The organism is Pseudoxanthomonas sp. LARHCG66, from assembly GCF_052871755.1.
This window is the reverse complement of record NZ_JBIXJW010000001.1, coordinates 472387-491856: the sequence shown is the minus strand read 5'-3', so window position 1 is coordinate 491856 and position 19470 is coordinate 472387. Positions and strand designations below refer to the sequence as shown.

The following is a 19470-nucleotide window of genomic DNA, read 5'->3' as shown; positions in this document are numbered from 1 at the left end:
CGCTATTGCATCCCGATGCCGATGGCCCCATAACGGCCCCATTGGTGTTTCGACACCCCCGCATTCCGCACTTCGCTGGAGCCCCCATGCCCCGCCATCCCCAGACTGAAACCCTCGACCTGCCGGTCCTGCCGCTACGCGACGTGGTGGTGTTTCCGCACATGGTCATCCCGCTGTTCGTCGGGCGCGACAAATCCATGCGTGCGCTGGAACAGGCGATGGAGGCCGACAAACGCATCATCCTGCTCGCGCAGAAGTCCGCGGAAACCGACGATCCCGCTGCCGCCGACCTGTACACGGTCGGCACCCTGGCACAGGTGCTGCAACTGCTGAAGCTGCCCGACGGCACGATCAAGGTGCTGGTCGAAGGCACGTCGCGCATCAGCGTCTCCAACGTGGACGAACGCGATGGCGCGCTGTACGGGCAAGGCGAAGAGATCGACTCCACCGACGGACGCGAGCCGCGCGAGATCGAGGCCGTTGCGCGTTCGCTGATGGGCCTGTTCGAGCAGTACGTGAAGACCAACCGCAAGCTGCCGCCCGAACTGCTGCAGACGCTGGCAGGCATCGACGAACCCAGTCGGCTGGCCGATACCATCGCCGCGCACTTGGGCGTCCGCCTCAGCGACAAGCAGCGTTTGCTGGAGACGATCGAAGTCGGTGAACGGCTCGAGCTGCTGGTCGGTTTCGTCGACGGCGAGATCGACGTGCAGCAACTGGAGAAGCGCATCCGCGGCCGCGTGAAGTCGCAGATGGAGAAAAGCCAGCGCGAGTACTACCTCAACGAACAGATGAAGGCCATCCAGAAGGAGCTGGGCGAGCTCGACGAAGCGCCCAACGAACTGGAGGACCTGGCGCGACGGATCGCCGAGGCGGGCATGCCCAAGCCGGTGGAGACCAAGGCGCGCAACGAGCTCAACAAGCTCAAGCAGATGTCGCCGATGTCGGCGGAAGCCGCCGTCGTGCGCAACTACCTGGACTGGGTGCTGGGCGTGCCGTGGAACAAGCGCACCAAGGTCCGCAAGGACCTGAAGGTCGCACAGGACACCTTGGACGCCGACCACTACGGTCTGGAGAAGGTCAAGGAACGCATCCTCGAGTACCTCGCGGTGCAGTCGCGGGTGAAGAAGCTGCGCGGACCGATCCTGTGCCTCGTGGGACCGCCGGGCGTGGGCAAGACCTCGCTCGGGCAGAGCATCGCGAAGGCGACGAACCGCAAGTTCGTCCGCATGTCGCTGGGTGGCGTGCGCGATGAGGCCGAGATCCGTGGGCATCGCCGCACCTACGTGGGTTCGATGCCGGGCCGCATCGTGCAGAACCTCAACAAGACCGGCAGCAAGAATCCGCTGTTCGTGCTGGACGAGATCGACAAGATGTCGATGGACTTCCGCGGCGATCCCTCGTCGGCCCTGCTGGAGGTGCTCGATCCCGAGCAGAACAACGCATTCAACGATCACTACCTGGAAGTGGACCTGGATCTGTCCGAGGTGATGTTCGTCGCCACCTCCAATTCGTTGAACATTCCGGGTCCCTTGCTGGACCGCATGGAAGTGATCCGCATCCCGGGATACACCGAGGATGAGAAGGTCAACATCGCGCAGCGTTACCTTGTCCCGAAGCAGTTGAAGGCCAATGGCCTGAAGGCGGACGAGCTGAAGATCGCCGAAAGCGCGATCCGCGACCTGGTCCGCTACTACACCCGCGAGTCGGGCGTGCGCAACCTGGAACGCGAAGTCGCCAAGATCTGCCGCAAGGTGGTGAAGGAGATCGCGCTGGGCGGCGCCAAGGCGCTGGCAAAGAAGAAGACGGCGAAAGCGGCGACCGTGCAGGTCGGCTCGAAGAATCTGGAGAAGTACTCCGGCGTGCGTCGCTACGACTTCGGGCGCGCGGAGGAGCAGAACGAGGTCGGTCTGGTGACCGGTCTGGCATGGACCGAAGTCGGTGGCGATCTGCTGCAGATCGAGGTGGCGCTGGTACCCGGCAAGGGCGGCATGATGCTGACCGGACAGCTGGGCGACGTGATGAAGGAGTCGGGCTCCGCCGCCTTGTCGGTGGTGCGCAGTCGTGCGGCCAGCCTGGGTGTGGATGCGGAATTCCTGCAGAAGCACGACGTGCACCTGCACGTGCCGGATGGCGCCACACCGAAGGACGGACCCAGCGCCGGCATCGCGATGGCGACCGCGCTGGTGTCCGCGCTGACGAAGAATCCGGTTCGCGCCAACGTCGCCATGACCGGCGAGATCACGCTGCGGGGACGGGTCACCGCGATCGGTGGGCTGAAGGAAAAGTTGCTCGCAGCGCTGCGTGGCGGCATCACCACCGTGATCATTCCTGACGAGAACAAGAAGGACCTCGCGGATATCCCCGCCAACGTCACCGAGGGCATGAAGATCGTGCCGGTGAAGTGGATCGACGAAGTGCTGGACCTGGCGCTGGAACGTCCGCTGGCCCCGGTACCCGCCGATGGCGGAGGCGAGCGCACGGTGCCGACGGCGGAGAAGGAAAGCGACAAGGGATCGCAACAACCGGGCGTGAAGCATTGAACGATGTGACGGATGGCGGCTGGAATCGCCTCGAAACCCGCGTCATTGCTGGGTTTTCGGCTTGCGTGGCATTTTTTGCACTGGTATAACGGCGTCACCCGCGCACATGGGGCGATGCCTCGCTGTGCGTGGATATAACGACCGGTTCCCGTGAGGCGAGCGAGCCCCGAGGTCCCGGTTACTCATTCCGCGGTTGTGCCGCAAAGGGAGTTACTCAATGAACAAAACCGAATTGATCGATGCCGTCGCCGACGAAGCCGAAGTGTCCAAGGCCGAAGCTGGCCGTGCCGTCGACGCCGTCATCTCCAGCATCACCAAGGCCCTCAAGAAGGGCGACACCGTGACGCTGGTCGGCTTCGGCACCTTCCAGGTCCGCAAGCGCGCAGCGCGCACGGGCCGCAACCCGAAGACCGGCGATACCATCAAGATCAAGGCTTCCAAGAACCCGGCCTTCAAGGCTGGCAAAGCCCTGAAGGATGCCGTAAACTAATCGACTCGCTGCCGATGGCAGGGTGCGTGATGCACCTGGGGTGCTTAGCTCAGCGGTAGAGCGTCTCCCTTACACGGAGAGGGTCGGGGGTTCGAAACCCTCAGCACCCACCACCTCGGGGCGATGCAAGGTTAAAAAATTTGCAGGACGGTCTAGCGGAAACCGCGCAAATCGTCTTACAATGTTTGTCTCAGCGCGGAGTGGTAGTTCAGTCGGTTAGAATGCTGGCCTGTCACGCCGGAGGTCGCGGGTTCGAGTCCCGTCCACTCCGCCATTACACCCGGAAAGCCCGCGAAAGCGGGCTTTCTGCTTTCTGTACGCGTCACGCCGCATTGTGGCCGGGAAGATGCTCCCCGGCGGCGGGATCCGCCAGGTGGCGAGACGCCGTTGTCCCGGCACGCTAAACTTCGCGGCTGAAAGAATCCGAGCCCCGTGCACACATGCTGCAGAAACTCCGCGACAAAACCTCCGGCTGGGTCGCCAGCCTGATCCTGGGTCTGCTGATCATTCCGTTCGCCTTCGTCGGCGTGAACGAGTACATGACCGGTGGCACCGCCAGCGACGTTGCCCTGGTCGAAGCGCCGCCGACATGGTGGGATTCGGCACCCCAATGGTGGCCGGCTTCGATGCTGTGGCAGCGCGAGGAAGTCACCCAGGATGAATTCCGCGCCGCATTCGAGCAGGCGCGCCAGCAGCAGCGACAGGCGCAGGGTGAAGCGTTCGATCCGCGCGAGTTCGAGAGTGTCGACAACAAGCGCAAGGTGCTTGAGCAACTGATCGACCAGAAGGTGCTGGCGCTGGCGTCCAAGCGCGCCGGTATCGTCGTGGGCGATGCAGCCGTGCAGAAGATGATCCTGAGCGAGCCCGCGTTCCAGATCGACGGCAAGTTCAGCCAGGAGCAGTACCAGATGCTGCTGTCGTCGCAGGTACCTGCGATCTCCCCGCTGAAGTTCCAGGAAGACCAGCGCGAACGGCTGCGCATGATGCTGGTGCCCCAGGCGATCAGCGATTCCGACTTCGTCACCGAGGGCGAGCAGGAGCGCATGTGGAAGCTGCTGGGCGAAACGCGCGACATCGGCATTGCCCTGTTGCCGCCGGCCGCGGAGGACGCCACGCCCGTCAGCGATGCGGATATCAAGGCCTGGTACGACGGACACAAGGACGACTTCAAGCAGCCCGAGCAGGTCTCGCTGGAGTATCTGGAAATCAATGGTGCCGCGCTGCCGGTCACCGCCACCGCCGACGAGGCTGCGTTGCGCAAGCGCTACGACGCCGAGAAGTCGCGTTTCGTCTCTCCCGAACAGCGTGTGGTCGCCCACATCCTGATCGCGGCTGACGCGAACGCCGATGCCGCCACGCAGAAGAAGGCGGAAGAAAAAGCCGCTGCGCTGGCCAAGCAGGCGCGTGAGGGCGCCGACTTCGCGGCACTGGCGCGCGCCAATTCGGAAGACCCGGGTTCGAAGGACATGGGGGGCGAGCTGCCGCCGTTCGCGAAGGACGGTTCGATGGTGAAACCCTTCGAGGACGCTGCGTTCGCCATGCAGGCCGGTGAGATCCGTGGACCGGTGAAGAGCGACTTCGGTTACCACGTGCTGCAGTTGAAGCAGGTCACGGGCGGTACCGGCCGCAGCTTCGAGGAGGTGCGCGAGGAACTGGCGGCGGAAGAAGCCAGCAGCGAGCGTGATCGCGCGTTCAACGACCTGGCGGGCCGCGTGGTCAATGAAACCCTGAAGAATCCGACCGCGCTCGCCCCGGCCGCGCAGGCGACAGGGCTGCCGCTGCAGAAGGTCGGCCCGTTCTCCCGCACCAATCCCCAGGGCATCGCGACCGTACCGGCCGTGTTGCGTGCCGCCTTCTCGGACACGCTGGTCCAGGACGGCACCATCAGCGATCCGATCGAAATCGCGCCCAACCACAGCGTGGTCATCCGGGTCGCCCAGCACACGCCGGAACAGGCGTTGCCGATGGACAAGGCGCGCGACGCCGTCGTGCTCGCCATCCGTGCCGACCGCCGCGAGAAGGCCGCCGAGGCGGCTGCGGACGCGCTGGTCGCACGCGTGCAGAAGGGTGAGTCGCTCGCGACCATCGCTGCGGCCGATGGCCTGCGCTACAACGAGTTGCCCGGCCTGCGTCGTGGCATGCCGATGCCGACGGCCGAGGCGAACGAAGCGATCTTCGCGGCGGCGCGCCCGGCGGAAGGCAAGGCGACGGCGGGCAAGGTGGCGCTGGGTGATGGCGCTTACGCCATCTTCACCGTCAACAAGGTGACGGAGGGTGCGATTGCCGACATGCCAGCCGAAGAGCGCGCGACGATGCAGCAGCAGATGACGCAGTTGAACGGCGGCGTTGCGACACAGGCGTACGTCGATGCACTGCGCAAGCGTTTCAAGGTCGAAGTGTTCGAAGACCGGCTCTGAGCCGGGCACCCCTCGCGACATGAAGAATCCCGCCGAACGGCGGGATTTTTTTCAGCCCGGCCCGCGCATCAGGCCGGATCGTCGTCCAGCTTCAGCACCATGCCGGGGCGAAGGACGGCGTCCGCTTTCAGGCCATTCACGCGCAACAGGTGCGTGGTGGAAATGCCGTACCGGCGCGCGATGGTCCAGGCCGACTCGCCGCTTTTCACAACGTGCGTGCGTGAAGGGGCGGGTTCGGTGCCAGGCATGTCCGCGCTGGCGACGGCGGGTGGGGCGGCAGGGGTGTCACTCGTGCCGGTTGCGCTGTCGTCGCCGGCGATGGCGGGCGCGAGCAATCGCAGGGGCTTCGTTCCGCGGCTGAAGCGGCCTGCAAGCGCAGGATTGAGGCGTTTGAGAAGCGTGGCGGGTTGTTGCTGGCTGCGCGCCCAGGATTCCAGCGTGGCGTCCCCTGGCAGCGTGTGTGCCGCCAACCGGGGCACGGGGCGGTCCATCTGCCGCAGCCAGGCATCGCGGTCGTCGGCCTGCTGGAAGACGCAGGCCAGTGCGTGCAACTTCTCCACGTAGGCGTACGTGATGCCGGAGAGCCCGGGCAATTCCGCCGGCCTTGCATTGCGTGCGTTCATGCCTGCGCGGCGCATGGATTGCAGCACGCGGTATTCCCCCGCGTTGTAGGCCATCACCGCCAGCCTCCAGTCGCCGCCGAACATGCCGTGCAATGTCTTGAGGTAGCGGATGGCCGCCTGCGTGGAGTCCACCGGCGATAGCCGTCCGTCGTAGCCCTCGCGCATGGGGACGCCGTGGTTGCGGGCCGTGATGCCGATGAATTGCCACAGCCCTGCCGGGCCGCTGGGGTTGCGCGCACCGGGCTTGTAGCCACTTTCGACGAACGGGATGAGCGCGAACTCGGTGGGCAGGTGGGCATCGCGCAGGGCGTCGACCACGTAGCCGAACAACGGCAGCAGGTCTTCCTGTGCGCTGGCGAGCTGGCCTGGCGCATGGCTGAAGTGCTTTTTCCAGCGACCGTTCGTTGCCTGGCTGTCGCACTCCGGATCGGCGAGCCCGTCACGGAAGCGCTGGTAGATCTCCAGGCCGCTGCGCTGGTGCGTGGCGGACAGGCTCGCGGGAGCAAGCGGATCGACCGCTGGCGCTTCTGGCAGCTGCGCCTGCGTTTCGATGGAGGGCGCAGGATCGGCAGCCATCACGGGGTGGGCGATGATGGCCAGGCCGGCGGCGAGGATCGTCCGATGCATTCGGTTGCGTCTGCTCATGCGCGAAAATCGTTCTTCCATTGCCTCAGTGTCGCGAACGTTTCCACCCGGTCGGCAGGCGGCCTTCCCAGCCGATGCGTGACCGCTTCGCGCACGGCTTCATCGTCCACGCGCAGGAAGGGATTGGTGGCCACCTCGGCCGCCAGCGAGGTGGGCAGGGTGGGGCGGCCGGTACGGCGCATGGCGCGGGCTTCCTGGATGCGCAGGCGCAGGGCGGGGTTGTGCGGATCCACGGTTTCGGCGAAAGCGGCGTTGGCCAGGGTGTACTCATGGCCGCAGCAGACCAGCGACGAGTCCGGCAAGGCGGCCAGGCGTTCCAGCGAAGCGAGCATCTGCGGCGGCGTACCTTCGAACAGTCGACCGCAGCCCAGGCTGAACAGCGTATCCCCGCAGAACAGGTGGGGCGGACCCTCGCTGCCTCCCCCGTGGAACGCGACATGGCTGCGGGTATGTCCGGGGACCGACAGCACCGACAGTCGCCAGCGCTTCACCCGGACGACGCTGCCGTCGCCCACGCGCTCCGTGGCATCGGGAATGCGTTCGTCTTCAGGCGCGAACACCGGCAGCGTCGGCCAGCGGTCCCGCAGGGCGGCGATGCCGCCGGCATGGTCGGGGTGATGGTGGGTAATCAGGACCGCGGCAGGCCACAAGCCGTTGCCGGTGGCCGCAAGGACAGGCGCCGCGTCGCCGGGATCCACCACGAGCGCGTCACCGTCGTCGTCCACCAGTGCCCAGATGTAGTTGTCTTCGAAGGCGGGCAGGGCGAGCAGGCGCATCGGGGGACGGGCTCCGGGCAAGAACGGACGGCCGGGCGCGGCGTCCTCTACAATCCGAACATGCCTGCCTTCGCATTTACCCGTCAACCCGATGCCCTGGCGTGGTTCGGGACGGGGCGAGGCGGGCCGATACTCGCGTCGGAGCATGCCCGGGTAAGCCAGGCGCTCACCAGTCGCACCCCGCAGCCCTGGCTTTGGGTCTTGCCGGAGGGCACGGATCCCTCCGCCACCGCTCCCGCGACGCGCGGGCTGCGCCTGAGGGCAACCGCGGGCTCGCATCGTCTGTCAGGGCCTGTCCACTGCGGGTTGCCCTTGCCGCTGCCCACCGAGGCCGTGGGCGTGATCGTGCTGCAGCACGCCCTGGACGCCGGCGATCCGCAGCCGCTGCTGCAGGAGTGCGCCCGGGTGCTGGAGCCCGGAGGACGCCTGTGGCTGTTCGTCCTCAATCCGTGGAGCCCTTATCGCCTGCGCTGGCGCGGCACCGGGTTGAAGTCGCGTGCGCTGGACCAGTGGCGCCTCCAGTTGGCGGCGGCGGGGCTGACGATGTCGCAGCATGTCCTGCACTACGGCCCGGTCTGGCGCGGCATGCCGGACGCTCCCGGCAACGGCCCTGCACCGTTGCGCGCCGCCCGCCTGCTGGAAGCGGAGAAGCGCGTGGCCGGCCTGATTCCCCCCGCGCCCGTGGCGCGCGCGTGGCGCACCGCGCCCGCAGCCTGATACCCGACCAAGAGGACACATGAAGCACGTCAGCATCCATACCGATGGTTCCTGCCTGGGCAACCCGGGCCCCGGCGGCTGGGCAGCGCTCCTGCGCTACGGCGAAAAGGAGCGGGAAGTGGTCGGCGGCGAGGCGCAGACCACCAACAACCGGATGGAGCTGATGGCCGCCATCGCTGCGCTGGAAGTGCTGACGGAAGGCTGCGAGGTCACGCTGCATATCGATTCGCAATACGTTCGCCAGGGAATCACCGAATGGATGCCCGGCTGGGTGCGGCGCGGCTGGAAGACCGCGGGCGGCGATCCGGTGAAGAATCGCGATCTGTGGGAGCGCCTGCACGCGGCTACGGCTCGCCACAAGATCGACTGGAAGTGGGTCAAGGGCCATAACGGCGACCCCGACAACGAGCGCGTGGACGTGCTCGCGCGCAACGCGGCGGTGCGCTTTCGCAGCGGTGCCGTGGCGTGACCGTGCCACTCCTGCCGGGACAGGTTGTCGCCCAGACCGCCCGATTGCGCCTGTACGCGATGTCCGATGACGCACACGCCGACGCGGCCCTGATGCTGGCACTGCTCAACGACGCCGCCTTCATCCGCAACATCGCGGACCGCGGCGTCCGCAGCCTGGAGCAGGCACGCGACTACCTGCGCAATGGCGCGCTGCGCAGCTATGCGGAACACGGGTTCGGGATGTACGCCGTCCAGCTGAAGGACACCGGTGCGTTGATCGGGAACTGCGGGCTGGTGCGGCGCGAGGGCCTCGATGGGCCGGACCTGGGTTATGCATTGCTGCCCGACCATTGCGGCCGGGGCTACGCATGCGAGGCCGCGCATGCGGTGATCGCCGATGCGAGGACCCGGCTCGGCATCACCCGGCTGCAGGCCATCGTCAATCCGGACAATGCGGCCTCCATCGGCCTGTTGCAGAAGCTGGGATTCGAATTCGACAGAATGGTCGTCTTGCCGCACGTCGAGCATGCGCTCGATCTGTTCCACCTGAATGTACCTACGGAAGCCAACGCCTGATGCGCCAGATCATCCTCGATACCGAAACCACCGGCCTGGAGTGGAGGAAAGGCAACCGGGTGGTCGAAATCGGCTGTGTCGAACTGCTTGAACGCAGACCCACCGGGCGCACGTACCATCAGTACATCAACCCGCAGCGCGAATTCGAGCAGGGAGCGGCGGAAGTCACCGGGCTCAGCCTGGAATTCCTGTCCGACAAGCCACTCTTCGCCGCCATCGCGGATGAATTCCTGGCCTTCATCGACGGCGCGGAGCTGGTGATCCACAACGCCGCGTTCGACGTGGGCTTCCTGGACTATGAGCTATCGCGGCTGGGTGAGCACTACGGCCGCCTGGCGGACCGGGTCACCGTGGAAGATTCGCTGCTGCTGGCGCGACAACGCTATCCCGGCCAGCGCAACTCGCTGGACGCGCTGTGCAAGCGGCTGGGCGTGGACAACACCCACCGGCAATTGCACGGCGCCCTGCTGGACGCCCAGCTGTTGTGCGACGTGTACCTGAACCTCACCGCCGGCCAGCGGGAAATCGGGTTCGGAGGAGCGGAAGACACGGCGCCCGGGTCAGCCGCGACCGTGGTGCATCGGTTCGATTCCGCCAATACCGGCGCCCGCCCGCGCGTTTCGCCCACCGTGGACGAACTGGCCGCACACGAGGCACGCCTGGCGACCCTGCGGAAGAAGGCGGGTGGGCGGTGCCTGTGGGACCCGCCCGCGTTCGAGGCCGTTTGAGCGGCCCCTGATGCGTCAGTGGCAGCGCACCAGGACGGCGGTGACGTTGTCCGAGCCACCGCCATCCAGCGCGGCGGCGATCAGGGTATCCACGCATTCCTGGGCGCTGCAGTCGTCGTATTTCAGCGTGGCGGCGATGCTGCCGTCGTCCACCTCTTCGGTCAGGCCATCGCTGCATAGCAGGAGCTGCATGCCGGGCCGGAGTTCACCGGTCATGGTTTCCACGTTGAGATGGTTGGGGTCCGTGACGCCCAGGGCCTGGGTGACGACGTTGCGGTGCGGGTGGGTGCGGGCCTGTTCACTGGTGAGCGCGCCCTGTGCGATCAGTTCCTGCACGTAACTGTGGTCCTGGCTCAGTTGCGCCAGTTGGCCTTCGCGCCACAGGTAGGCGCGGCTGTCGCCGACCCAGGCCACTTCGAACCGGTTGCCCTGGATGCGGGCGGCCACCACGGTGGTGCCCATCGGCAGGGTGTCGTTGCGTCGGCGCGACGTGCGGATGATCTCCTCGTCGGCGATCCGGATGGCCTGCGCCAGCGGTGTGCCGTCGCGGATCTCGCGCACGATGGTCTCCCGCGCCAGCGCGCTGGCCACCTCGCCGCAGGCGTGGCCGCCCATGCCATCGGCCACCAGCCAGAGCCCGAGCTCGCTGTCGCCGTAGTAGGTGTCCTCGTTGAGCTCGCGCCGGAGCCCGACGTGGGAGATGTGGCCGAATTCGATCATGGTGCCCTGTCTGTTCGGACGGATTTCGCCTATCCGGTCATACGCAATGATCCGGTCGGACAGGACATCGGGCAAGGTTGGCGTGGTTCCGGACGGCAACCGGGGTTCATTCACGTGCAGACGGAGTGATGCGGCCACGCGGATTGTGCCTTCCGGCTTGTCCGGATGCAGTCCGCCACGTATCATTCACGCCCCCGGCAAGCCCGGGGCCACCGGAGAGGTGGCAGAGTGGTTGAATGTACCTGACTCGAAATCAGGCATACGTTAATAGCGTATCGAGGGTTCGAATCCCTCCCTCTCCGCCAGTTTCAAGAAAGCCCCCGCAAGGGGGCTTTTGCGTTGTAGGAGGGCTGACCCAGCGCTGCCGCGACTACCTCGCGGGCGGCTGCGCCTAGAATGGCGTTCTTTGCCCGGGAGCCGTCATGTCCGAAATCCTCGTCCCCGTTTCCTTCGGTGAGCTGCTGGACAAGATCGCCATCCTCCAGATCAAGTCCGAGCGCATGAGCGATCCCGCCAAGCTCGCCCATGTGCGCGATGAGCTGGCGGCGCTGGAACACAGTTGGATGGCCCACCCGGTCGCAGGCCACAACATCGCAGAGCTGCGTGCGCAGCTGAAGGCCGTCAACGAGCGCCTGTGGGTGATCGAGGATGATGTGCGCCTGAAGGAGAAGGCGCAGGCATTCGACGAGGATTTCATCCGCCTGGCCCGCAGCGTCTACATCGAGAACGATGAGCGGGCCCGGATCAAGAAGGCGATCAACCTCGCGCTGGGTTCCAGCTACGTGGAAGAGAAGTCGTACCAGGACTATCGCCCCGGCGGCACGTCCTGACGGGACCCCGGGCTACCCGCCAAGATCGTTGCGGCGACGTTCGAAGGCGGCGATGGCGTCTTCCACGGTGATCAGTTCCATCACGCCATCGTGTTCGATCTTGGTTCCCCACTTCAGCGCCGCGGCCGGCCGGCCCTTGTAGCGGCGCGCGGCATCATCGTAGCGATCCACGCAGTAGCGGACGCTGGAGTAAGGGCCGCTGCGAAGCGGGTTGCTGGCCGCATGCAGTCCCAGCACGGCCGCACCCATCGCGTTGGCGATGTGCATGGGGCCGGAATCCGGCGTCATCACCAGGTCTGCGCGCGCCAGCAGGGCCGGCAGTTGCTTGAGGGTGTCCTTGCCCACCAGGTCCAGCACCGGCGAACGCATGCCGGAGATGATCGCGTCGGCGGTGCGTCGCTCCAGGTCGCTGCGGCCTCCGCACACCACGATGCGCCAACCCTGCGCGGCAGCGTGGTCGGCCACCGCGGCGTAGCGGTTGGCGTACCAGTTGCGCCGTTCGTGGCTCGAGCACGGTGAGATCACCAGCGTGCGCTGGTGATCGGCGCTCCACTGCGCAGCCGCCCAGGCGTGCGCGTCGGCGGGGACCGGCAGGTCCCACACCACATCGGTCTGCCGCAGGCCGAGGGGTTCGCAGAAGCTGCCGATCGCGTCGAGCACGTGGATGCCGGGCCGGTCGGGGATGCGTTCGTTGACGACCAGGCCATGCAGGTCCTTCGAGCGGCTGCGGTCGTAGCCGATCCGGCGCCGGGCAGGAATGAAGGCCGACAACAAATTGGCGCGCAGGGCCACCTGCATCTGCAGCAAGGCGTCGAATCCTCCTGCAGGCAACGCGCGGCGCAAGGCGCGCATGCCGGCCAGCCCGGTCTTCTTGTCGTAGGTGTGGAAGGTCACGCCGTCCAGTCCTTCGAGCAGCTTGAATCCGCCCTTGTCGATCACCCAATGCAGGTGCGCCCGAGGCCAGTGCCGTTGCAGGGTGCGCACCAGCGGCACGACATGGGTCACGTCGCCGAGTGCGGACAGGCGGAGCAGGCAGAGTGATTGGGGAATCGTGGACAAGTGTTGTTAGACTCGCTGGATGGTCGGATTTGACGCCTCGGAATCCCTGACGCCGTTCCGCGAAGGCAGCGGATACGGTGCGATTCTGTTCGACCGCAAACACCTGCGGCAAGCGGATCCCGACTGGTTCGCACCGGAGAAGTGGGGAGACCGTGCCCGCCCGGTCGACAGTGGCGGACGGGGCGGGGCCTGGTTCATCGATGCCCCTTCCAGCCAGTGCGTGTTGCGCCACTACCGGCGCGGCGGCCTGGCCGCGCGTTTCAGCCAGGACCGCTATCTCTGGCACGGACCGGACCGCACACGCAGTTTCGCCGAATTCCGGCTCACGCGCGCGCTGCTGGCGCGCGGCCTGCCGGTGCCGCGCCCGGTGGCCGCCAGCTATGTGCGCGACGGCATGTTCTACCGCGCCTCCATCCTGCTGGAACGGTTGATGGAGGTGCGTACGCTGGCCGATATCGCAGGCCAGGCCGCCGGCAATGCGCCATGGGAGAGCACCGGCAGGCTGGTGGCGCGCTTCCATCGCGCGGGCCTGGACCATGCCGACCTCAACGCCCAGAACATCCTTTTCGATGGCGGCGGACATGGCTGGCTGATCGATTTCGACCGCGGCCGGCTACGCATCCCGGCCACCGCATGGCGCGAGCAGAATCTCGCGCGGCTCAGGCGCTCCCTGCTCAAGCTGCGCGGCGAACGCAGCGAGGACGAAGTGGGCTACGACTTCGCGAACCTGCGTCGTGCCTACGACCATGCCTGGTCGCGAGGCTACTGACATGGACTGGGCGCTACGCTTCCTCGGCGTCGGCAATGCCAGTGCCGTCGAGCTGGGTTCGGCGATGGCCACGCTGGAACGGGGCGGGCAGCCCTGGCTGGTGATCGACTGCGGTGGCGAGGGACTGACGGCGTACCAGACCCGTTATGGCGGGATGCCCGATGCCATCTTCCTCACCCACCTGCACCTGGACCATGTCGCCGGCTTCGAGCGCCTGTTCGTGGGCAGCTATTTCGATTCCGCACGGCGGGGCAGGGTACGCCTGTACGTCCCCGCGCCGCTGGTTCCGCTGCTGCACCAGCGCGTCGCCAGTTATCCGAACGTGCTGGCCGAGGGCGGCGCGAATTTCTGGGATGCGTTCCAGCTGGTGCCCGTGGGCGATGCGTTCTGGCACGACGGCCAGCGGCTGGAGGTGTTTCCCGTTCGCCATCACTGGCCCGAGACGGCGTTCGGGCTGCGCCTGCGTGGCAGCGTGGTCTGGACCGGCGACACGCGCCCGATCCCGGAGATGCTGGCACGCCACGCCGATGCCGACGAACTGATTGCCCACGACTGCGCGCTGCACGGCAACCCCTCGCACAGTGGCATCGATGACCTGGAGCGCGAGTATCCGGCGCCGTTGCTGGCCCGCTGCGTGCTGTACCACTACGCGAGCGCGGAAGAAGGCGCGGCACTGCGCGCGCGCGGCCATCGCGTGGCGATGCCCGGCGAGGTGATCCCGCTGGCGCAGCCCCTCCCGACGGTGCTGCCGTGAACAGTTCTACGCTGCCGCATGACCTGCTGGGGCGGCCGCTGCACGACCTGCGCCTGTCGGTCATCGATGCCTGCAATTTCCGGTGCGGCTACTGCATGCCGGCCGACCGCGTGCCCGAGGACTACGGCACCGACGCCTCGCAGCGGCTTTCCTTCGACGAAATCGAGACGCTGGTTCGCGCCTTCGCACGGTTGGGCGTGCGCAAGCTCCGGTTGACGGGTGGCGAGCCGCTGTTGCGCAAGCGGCTCCCGGAACTGGTGCGACGACTGGCGGGTATTGCCGGGCTTGAAGACATCGCGCTGACCACCAACGGCATGTTGCTGGCGGCGCAGGCGCGTGCGCTGCACGACGCGGGCCTGCGCCGCATCACGGTCAGCCTGGATGCGCTCGACCCCGAAGTGTTTGCCGACATGTCGGGGCGCCGCGGACAGGTGCGCGACGTGCTGGCCGGTATCGATGCGGCCATGGCGGCCGGATTCACCCGCCTGAAGATCAACGCCGTCGTCCAGCGCGGCGTCAACGAAGCGCAGGTGCTGCCGCTGGTCGAACGCTTCCGCGGAACGGGACACGTGGTGCGCTTCATCGAATTCATGGACGTCGGCGACAGCAACGATTGGCGACGTGACCGGATGGTCCCGTCCTCCGTGCTGCGCGATCGCATCGGAGCGCGCTGGCCGCTGCATGCGCTGCAGGCGGACTATCGCGGCGAAGTGGCCGAGCGCTATGCCTTCGATGACGGCGGCGGCGAAGTCGGCTTTGTCAGCTCCGTCAGCACGCCGTTCTGCGGCGACTGCCACCGGGCACGCGTGTCGGCCGATGGCCGGCTCTTCACCTGTCTGTTCGCCTCGGAAGGCGCCGACCTGCGCGCGGTGGTGGGGCAGGGCGAGGAGGCGCTGGTCGCGCACGTCGCCAGCCTGTGGAACGCGCGCGGCGACCGCTACAGCGAACTTCGCGGCAGTCCGGAAGTGCGGGACCGGCGACGCGTCGAGATGTATCTTATCGGCGGTTGAAGCCCCAGGACCCGCATGCCCCGCAAAGCCCTGACCCATCTGGATGCCGATGGCCGACCCGCGATGGTGGATGTATCCGGCAAGGAGGCCACTGCACGCGAAGCCCGCGCCACCTGCCGCGTACGCTTCCCGGCAGATGTCGCGCGCCAACTCAGACGGAATCGCCTGCGCAGCGCGAAGGGCGGCATCGTCGACACCGCCATCATCGCCGGCACGATGGCGGTCAAGCGCACCCACGACCTGATCCCGTTCTGCCATCCGCTGCCGATCGACGGCTGCAGGCTGACTGTGGACTGGGACGGCGAGTCCACGCTGCGCATCGATTGCCACGTCCGCACCGTCCATCGGACCGGCGTGGAGATGGAGGCGCTCACCGGCGCCACGATTGCCGCGTTGACGGTCTACGACATGTGCAAGGCGCTGTCGCATGCCATCGTGCTGGGTCCCGCCAAGCTGGTGGGAAAGCGTGGCGGCAAGCACGACGTGGGCCGGGTCTGATGGTCACCGTGACATTGCTCTATTTCGCCAGCCTGCGCGAGCGCACCGATGTGGCCAGCGAGTCGGTCAGTACCCGCGCCAACGATCTTGCCGGACTCTATGCCGAGGTCCAGGCGCGGCATGGCATCGCCTGGCCGCGCGAACATCTGCGGGTCGCGATGAACGGCGAATTCGCCCACTGGCACGATGCTCCCGTCGAGGGCAGCGAGATCGCCTTCATTCCCCCGGTGAGTGGAGGCTGAGCATGCACGGTTTCCGACTCTCCGAGGTTCCACTCGACGTGCCCACGCTGCGCGGATCCCTCCTTGATGCGCGCGCCGGCGGATATGCCAGCTTCGAGGGATGGGTGCGCGACCATCACGCGGGTCGGGCCGTCGACGGCCTCGACTACCAGGCCTATGCCGCCCTGGCCGAGATCGAGGGCGGACGCATCCTCGCCGAGGCGATGACGCGGTTCGATGTGGTGGCGGCGGGCTGTGTGCATCGCGTGGGCACGCTCGCCATCGGGGACCTGGCGGTATGGGCGGGCGTGAGCGCTGCGCACCGCGGTGCCGCGTTCGATGCCTGTCGCTACATCATCGATGAAGTGAAGCAGCGCGTGCCGATCTGGAAGCGGGAGCACTACCGCGAAGGCGATGCGGATTGGCTGCATCCGATGGGGGATGGGCCTTGAAGCCACGGCGCACCCTTCTTCTTTCTGCGTGCCTGGCAACCGTCACGTCGCTTGCCATGCAGGTCGGCAACGCGGCGGAGCTTCTCGTCGGCAACAAGTCCGCGGACACCGTCTGGCGGCTGTCGTTGCGTGATGGACGCAGGATCGGCGAATTCCGCACGGGCGAAGCGCCGCACGAGATCGCGGTGGCCCCGGATGGCCGTCTTGCCGTGGTGACGAATTACGGTGCGGCGAAATCCGGCAACACGCTGTCGGTGCTGGACTTGCGGAGCGGCAAGCCAACGCGATCCATCGATCTGGGGCAACACAGTGCCCCGCACGGGCTCCGCTTCCTGCCGGATGGCCGCCGGGTACTGGTCACCACCGAAGGCTCGGCCAGCGTACTGGTGGTCGACGTACCGAAGGGCGAGATCGAGCGCGTGATCGAGGTGGGAGGTGGCACCGGACACATGATGGCGGTGTCGCCGGACGGACGTGTCGCCTACCTCACCAAGATCCAGGCCGGCACACTGAGCCGCATCGACCTGCAGACGGGCGTGAAGACGGTGGAGCGGCCTGCCGGGAAAGGCGCGGAGGGCGTCGCGGTCCGCCCCGATGGCACCGAGGTCTGGGTGACCAATCGCGAGGACGGCACGATCACCGTGCATGACCCGCGGACGCTGGTCGTCAAGCGACGCATGAGCAGCAAGGGATTCCCCATCCGGGTGGTGTTCTCGCCCGACGGCACGCTGGCGTTCGTCACCAATGCACGGGCGGCGACACTGGCTGTGTTCAACACGCGCACCAGGGTGCCGGTGGCCTCCCTGTCGCTGTCGCGCGAAGACATGACCTACCAGCCCACGATGCTGGGCAATGCGGCGTTGCCGATCGGCGTTGCGGTCGCGGCGGACCGTCCACGTGCCTACGTCGCGATCAGTGGCGGTGACAGGATCGCCGTGATCGACACGCAGCGCTGGCAGGTGATCGACTACTGGGTCACCGGCCGCGAACCGGATGCGTTGGGCATCGTCGCGGACTAGGGATGTGACCGCTGATGTCGCGTGCCCGAAAAGGCGGTGGCCCCGCCGGCTGACCTCGGCGCCCGCATCAGTCGATACCGTTGCTGCCTTCCGGCCCTGGCGGAGTTTTCAACCTAGCGTCGCGAGGGGCCGACGGGGCCACCATAGAAAACGAAACCGCGCTCGGGCGCGGCTGCGTCGTTCATCCCGATGGCTCGGGATGGATGAAACTGGCGGAGAGAGGGGGATTCGAACCCCCGAAGCGCGGTTTAGACGCTTACACACTTTCCAGGCGTGCTCCTTCAACCACTCGGACACCTCTCCGGGACCTGAATGCGACCATGGGCTGCTTTCAGGGCCGTGAATTCTAGCCTTCGCCGGGGCCGGCCACAAGCGAAGCCTTGCGGCGTCCGCGAGCGGAGGGGACGGCGGGCGGGGCGTGGCACAATGTCGGCATGTCCTATCTCGTCCTCGCCCGCAAGTGGCGCCCCAAGCGTTTCGCCGAACTGGTGGGCCAGGAACACGTGGTCCGGGCACTCACCAATGCGCTGGACAGCGGCCGCGTGCACCACGCCTTCCTGTTCACCGGTACGCGCGGGGTCGGCAAGACCACGATCGCGCGCATCTTCGCCAAATCGCTGAACTGCGAGAAGGGCACCAGCGCCGATCCGTGCGGCCAATGCGCTGCCTGCCTGGACATCGATGCCGGCCGCTACATCGACCTGCTGGAGATCGACGCCGCGTCGAACACCGGCGTGGACGATGTGCGCGAGGTCATCGAGAACGCGCAGTACATGCCTTCGCGCGGCAAGTTCAAGGTCTACCTGATCGACGAAGTGCACATGCTGTCGAAGGCGGCGTTCAACGCGCTGCTGAAGACGCTGGAGGAACCGCCGGAACACGTGAAGTTCCTGCTCGCCACCACCGATCCCCAGAAACTGCCCGTCACCGTGCTGTCGCGCTGCCTGCAATTCAACCTCAAGCGGCTCGATGAAGAACAGATCCGCGGCCAGATGACGAAGATCCTCGGCGCCGAAGGCATCGAGGCCGACACGGGTGCGATCGCCCAGCTCGCGCGTGCCGCCGATGGGTCGCTGCGCGACGGTCTTTCGCTGCTGGACCAGTCCATCGCGTACGCCGGCGGTGCCCTCCGCGAGGATGGCGTGCGTACCATGCTGGGCACGGTGGACCGCACCCAGGTCAATGCGATGCTGGCCGCCCTGGCGCAAGGCGATGGCGAGGCGTTGCTGCAGGTGGTCGCGCGGCTGGCGGAGTTTTCCCCGGACTGGGCCGGCGTGCTGGATGCCGTCGCCGAAGCGCTGCACCGCATCCAGGTGCGGCAGCTGGTGCCGTCGGCCAGCGTGGAAGCGGAGGGGGTCGACATCGAAGCCTTCGCCGGGCAGCTGCGCCCCGAAGTAGTGCAGCTCTGGTACCAGATGGCGATCAATGGCCGGCGCGACCTGCATCTTGCGCCCAGCGGACGGGCCGGCTTCGAGATGAGCATCCTGCGCATGCTGGCCTTCAGGCCAGCGCAGGCGGGCGAAATGCGCGGCGATGCTCGCGCTGCGGCAACGGCAGCGCCTGTCCAGACCCCGACCCCCGCATCCACTGCCAGCCCTGCCCGCACGACACCTGCGCCGGAGTCGCTGGCGCAGCCGCAACAGATGGCGCGCGAAGAAGCCCCGGCTCCGCCGCGCATGGCGGCACCTGTCGTCGAGGACGCGCCGCCGTGGCTTCCCGCGCAGGCGAAACCGTCACCCGCCACGCCGGCCGCCTCGTCCATGCCGGCGGACATCGGCATCACCGATGCCGAGACGTGGCTGCATTTCGCCGGCAGTTGCGGGCTGAAGGGCGTCGGCAAGCAACTGGTCGACAATGTCGCGTTCGCGGGCTACGCGAATGGCACGCTGACGCTGGCGCTGGACAGCGGCTTCGATTACCTGCGCTCCGAGCGCACGCTCGGCGAGCTTGCCGATGCCATCGCTACTCGTTACGGCGTGGCTCCCCGTCTCGCATTCGCCGCAGCGGCGAGCGATGCCGAAACGCTGAAGGAGCGCAGCCATCGGCAGCGCGACGAACGCCAGAGCGAGGCCGAAGAAACCTTCATGAATCATCCGGACGTGCGGCAGCTGATGCAGCAGCATGGCGCCAGGCTCGTCCCGGACTCCATCCGACCTTACGAAGAGTGATCACG

The 19470-nt window shown here is 66.9% G+C and carries 20 protein-coding genes, 4 tRNA genes and 1 other RNA gene; 19 read left to right on the top strand and 6 right to left on the bottom strand.

All coding sequences use genetic code 11. The features are described 5' to 3' along the window. The first annotated feature begins 86 nt into the window (after positions 1–86). The 5 genes from lon to ACIPRS_RS02340 all read left to right on the top strand — a co-directional run bounded on the left by lon (position 87) and on the right by ACIPRS_RS02340 (position 5450). On the top strand, positions 87–2543 hold the full coding sequence (gene lon, locus ACIPRS_RS02360; RefSeq protein ID WP_446537385.1) for an endopeptidase La: 2457 nt from the start codon (positions 87–89) through the stop codon (positions 2541–2543). A 184-nt stretch (positions 2544–2727) separates the two neighbouring features. Next, entirely contained in the window at positions 2728–3033 is a 306-nt protein-coding gene (locus ACIPRS_RS02355) for an HU family DNA-binding protein (RefSeq protein ID WP_343227171.1), read from the top strand. A gap of 38 nt (positions 3034–3071) precedes the next feature. Further along, positions 3072–3146 (top strand) — tRNA-Val (locus ACIPRS_RS02350). A gap of 84 nt (positions 3147–3230) precedes the next feature. Continuing rightward, positions 3231–3307, top strand: a tRNA-Asp gene (locus tag ACIPRS_RS02345). A 166-nt stretch (positions 3308–3473) separates the two neighbouring features. Then, positions 3474–5450 (top strand): peptidyl-prolyl cis-trans isomerase, encoded by a 1977-nt coding sequence (locus tag ACIPRS_RS02340; RefSeq protein ID WP_446537384.1) that lies wholly within the window; start codon positions 3474–3476, stop codon positions 5448–5450. 68 nt (positions 5451–5518) lie between these two features. Here the strand turns inward: ACIPRS_RS02340 and ACIPRS_RS02335 are convergent, their stop codons facing one another. Together ACIPRS_RS02335 and gloB are read right to left on the bottom strand one after the other, a co-directional pair. Then, the gene (locus ACIPRS_RS02335) at positions 5519–6700 is read right to left on the bottom strand and encodes a transglycosylase SLT domain-containing protein (RefSeq protein ID WP_446537994.1); all 1182 of its coding nucleotides are present in this window, start codon (positions 6698–6700) and stop codon (positions 5519–5521) included. 14 nt (positions 6701–6714) lie between these two features. Beyond that, the gene (gene gloB / locus ACIPRS_RS02330; protein ID WP_446537383.1) at positions 6715–7494 is read right to left on the bottom strand and encodes a hydroxyacylglutathione hydrolase; all 780 of its coding nucleotides are present in this window, start codon (positions 7492–7494) and stop codon (positions 6715–6717) included. A 312-nt stretch (positions 7495–7806) separates the two neighbouring features. Between gloB and ACIPRS_RS02325 the strand changes: the two genes are divergently transcribed. The 4 genes from ACIPRS_RS02325 to dnaQ are packed head-to-tail and all read left to right on the top strand — an operon-like array spanning position 7807 to position 9965. Next, positions 7807–8211 carry a methyltransferase domain-containing protein gene (locus tag ACIPRS_RS02325; protein WP_192200748.1) on the top strand — a complete coding sequence of 135 codons (405 nt, stop codon included), beginning with the start codon at positions 7807–7809 and terminating at the stop codon, positions 8209–8211. A gap of 19 nt (positions 8212–8230) precedes the next feature. After that, positions 8231–8680, top strand: a complete 450-nt coding sequence (rnhA, locus tag ACIPRS_RS02320; protein ID WP_142123987.1) for a ribonuclease HI — start codon at positions 8231–8233, stop codon at positions 8678–8680. Further along, positions 8677–9237 (top strand): GNAT family N-acetyltransferase, encoded by a 561-nt coding sequence (locus ACIPRS_RS02315; protein WP_446537382.1) that lies wholly within the window; start codon positions 8677–8679, stop codon positions 9235–9237. Before rnhA ends, ACIPRS_RS02315 begins: the two co-directional genes overlap by 4 nt. After that, positions 9237–9965, top strand: coding sequence for a DNA polymerase III subunit epsilon (gene dnaQ, locus ACIPRS_RS02310; protein ID WP_446537381.1), 729 nt, complete (start codon positions 9237–9239; stop codon positions 9963–9965). Before ACIPRS_RS02315 ends, dnaQ begins: the two co-directional genes overlap by 1 nt. A gap of 15 nt (positions 9966–9980) precedes the next feature. Here the strand turns inward: dnaQ and ACIPRS_RS02305 are convergent, their stop codons facing one another. Then, positions 9981–10685: a PP2C family protein-serine/threonine phosphatase gene (locus ACIPRS_RS02305; protein WP_192201270.1), complete on the bottom strand. Its 705-nt coding sequence runs from the start codon at positions 10683–10685 to the stop codon at positions 9981–9983. Positions 10686–10899: 214 nt separating this feature from the next. On the opposite strand from ACIPRS_RS02305, the gene ACIPRS_RS02300 reads away from it, so the two are divergent. Together ACIPRS_RS02300 and ACIPRS_RS02295 are read left to right on the top strand one after the other, a co-directional pair. Further along, a tRNA-Ser gene (locus ACIPRS_RS02300) sits at positions 10900–10990 on the top strand. Positions 10991–11107: 117 nt separating this feature from the next. Further along, the gene (locus ACIPRS_RS02295) at positions 11108–11515 is read left to right on the top strand and encodes a DUF6165 family protein (protein ID WP_446537380.1); all 408 of its coding nucleotides are present in this window, start codon (positions 11108–11110) and stop codon (positions 11513–11515) included. 12 nt (positions 11516–11527) lie between these two features. On the opposite strand, the gene ACIPRS_RS02290 is transcribed toward ACIPRS_RS02295, so the two are convergent. Further along, a complete protein-coding gene (locus tag ACIPRS_RS02290; RefSeq protein WP_446537379.1) occupies positions 11528–12574 on the bottom strand; it encodes a glycosyltransferase family 9 protein in 1047 nt (348 codons plus the stop codon). A gap of 19 nt (positions 12575–12593) precedes the next feature. Between ACIPRS_RS02290 and ACIPRS_RS02285 the strand changes: the two genes are divergently transcribed. Genes ACIPRS_RS02285 through ACIPRS_RS02255 form a run of 7 tightly spaced genes read left to right on the top strand, consistent with a single transcriptional unit; the run spans position 12594 to position 17297 of the window. Continuing rightward, positions 12594–13343 carry a 3-deoxy-D-manno-octulosonic acid kinase gene (locus ACIPRS_RS02285; RefSeq protein WP_446537378.1) on the top strand — a complete coding sequence of 250 codons (750 nt, stop codon included), beginning with the start codon at positions 12594–12596 and terminating at the stop codon, positions 13341–13343. A gap of 1 nt (position 13344) precedes the next feature. Continuing rightward, on the top strand, positions 13345–14097 hold the full coding sequence (locus ACIPRS_RS02280; protein ID WP_446537377.1) for an MBL fold metallo-hydrolase: 753 nt from the start codon (positions 13345–13347) through the stop codon (positions 14095–14097). Then, positions 14094–15107, top strand: a complete 1014-nt coding sequence (moaA, locus tag ACIPRS_RS02275; protein WP_446537376.1) for a GTP 3',8-cyclase MoaA — start codon at positions 14094–14096, stop codon at positions 15105–15107. Before ACIPRS_RS02280 ends, moaA begins: the two co-directional genes overlap by 4 nt. Positions 15108–15122: 15 nt before the next feature. Beyond that, entirely contained in the window at positions 15123–15605 is a 483-nt protein-coding gene (gene moaC / locus ACIPRS_RS02270) for a cyclic pyranopterin monophosphate synthase MoaC (RefSeq protein WP_446537375.1), read from the top strand. Further along, entirely contained in the window at positions 15602–15847 is a 246-nt protein-coding gene (gene moaD / locus ACIPRS_RS02265) for a molybdopterin converting factor subunit 1 (RefSeq protein WP_446537993.1), read from the top strand. Before moaC ends, moaD begins: the two co-directional genes overlap by 4 nt. A 2-nt stretch (positions 15848–15849) precedes the next feature. Further along, entirely contained in the window at positions 15850–16278 is a 429-nt protein-coding gene (locus tag ACIPRS_RS02260; RefSeq protein ID WP_446537374.1) for a molybdenum cofactor biosynthesis protein MoaE, read from the top strand. Further along, entirely contained in the window at positions 16275–17297 is a 1023-nt protein-coding gene (locus ACIPRS_RS02255) for a beta-propeller fold lactonase family protein (RefSeq protein WP_446537373.1), read from the top strand. Before ACIPRS_RS02260 ends, ACIPRS_RS02255 begins: the two co-directional genes overlap by 4 nt. Before the next feature lie 39 nt (positions 17298–17336). Here the strand turns inward: ACIPRS_RS02255 and ffs are convergent. Both ffs and ACIPRS_RS02245 read right to left on the bottom strand, forming a co-directional pair. Beyond that, an RNA gene (gene ffs / locus ACIPRS_RS02250) (signal recognition particle sRNA small type) lies at positions 17337–17433 on the bottom strand. A 74-nt stretch (positions 17434–17507) separates the two neighbouring features. Further along, a tRNA-Ser gene (locus ACIPRS_RS02245) sits at positions 17508–17600 on the bottom strand. Positions 17601–17731: 131 nt separating this feature from the next. On the opposite strand from ACIPRS_RS02245, the gene dnaX reads away from it, so the two are divergent. Beyond that, positions 17732–19465 (top strand): DNA polymerase III subunit gamma/tau, encoded by a 1734-nt coding sequence (dnaX, locus tag ACIPRS_RS02240; protein WP_446537372.1) that lies wholly within the window; start codon positions 17732–17734, stop codon positions 19463–19465. Positions 19466–19470: the final 5 nt, after the last annotated feature.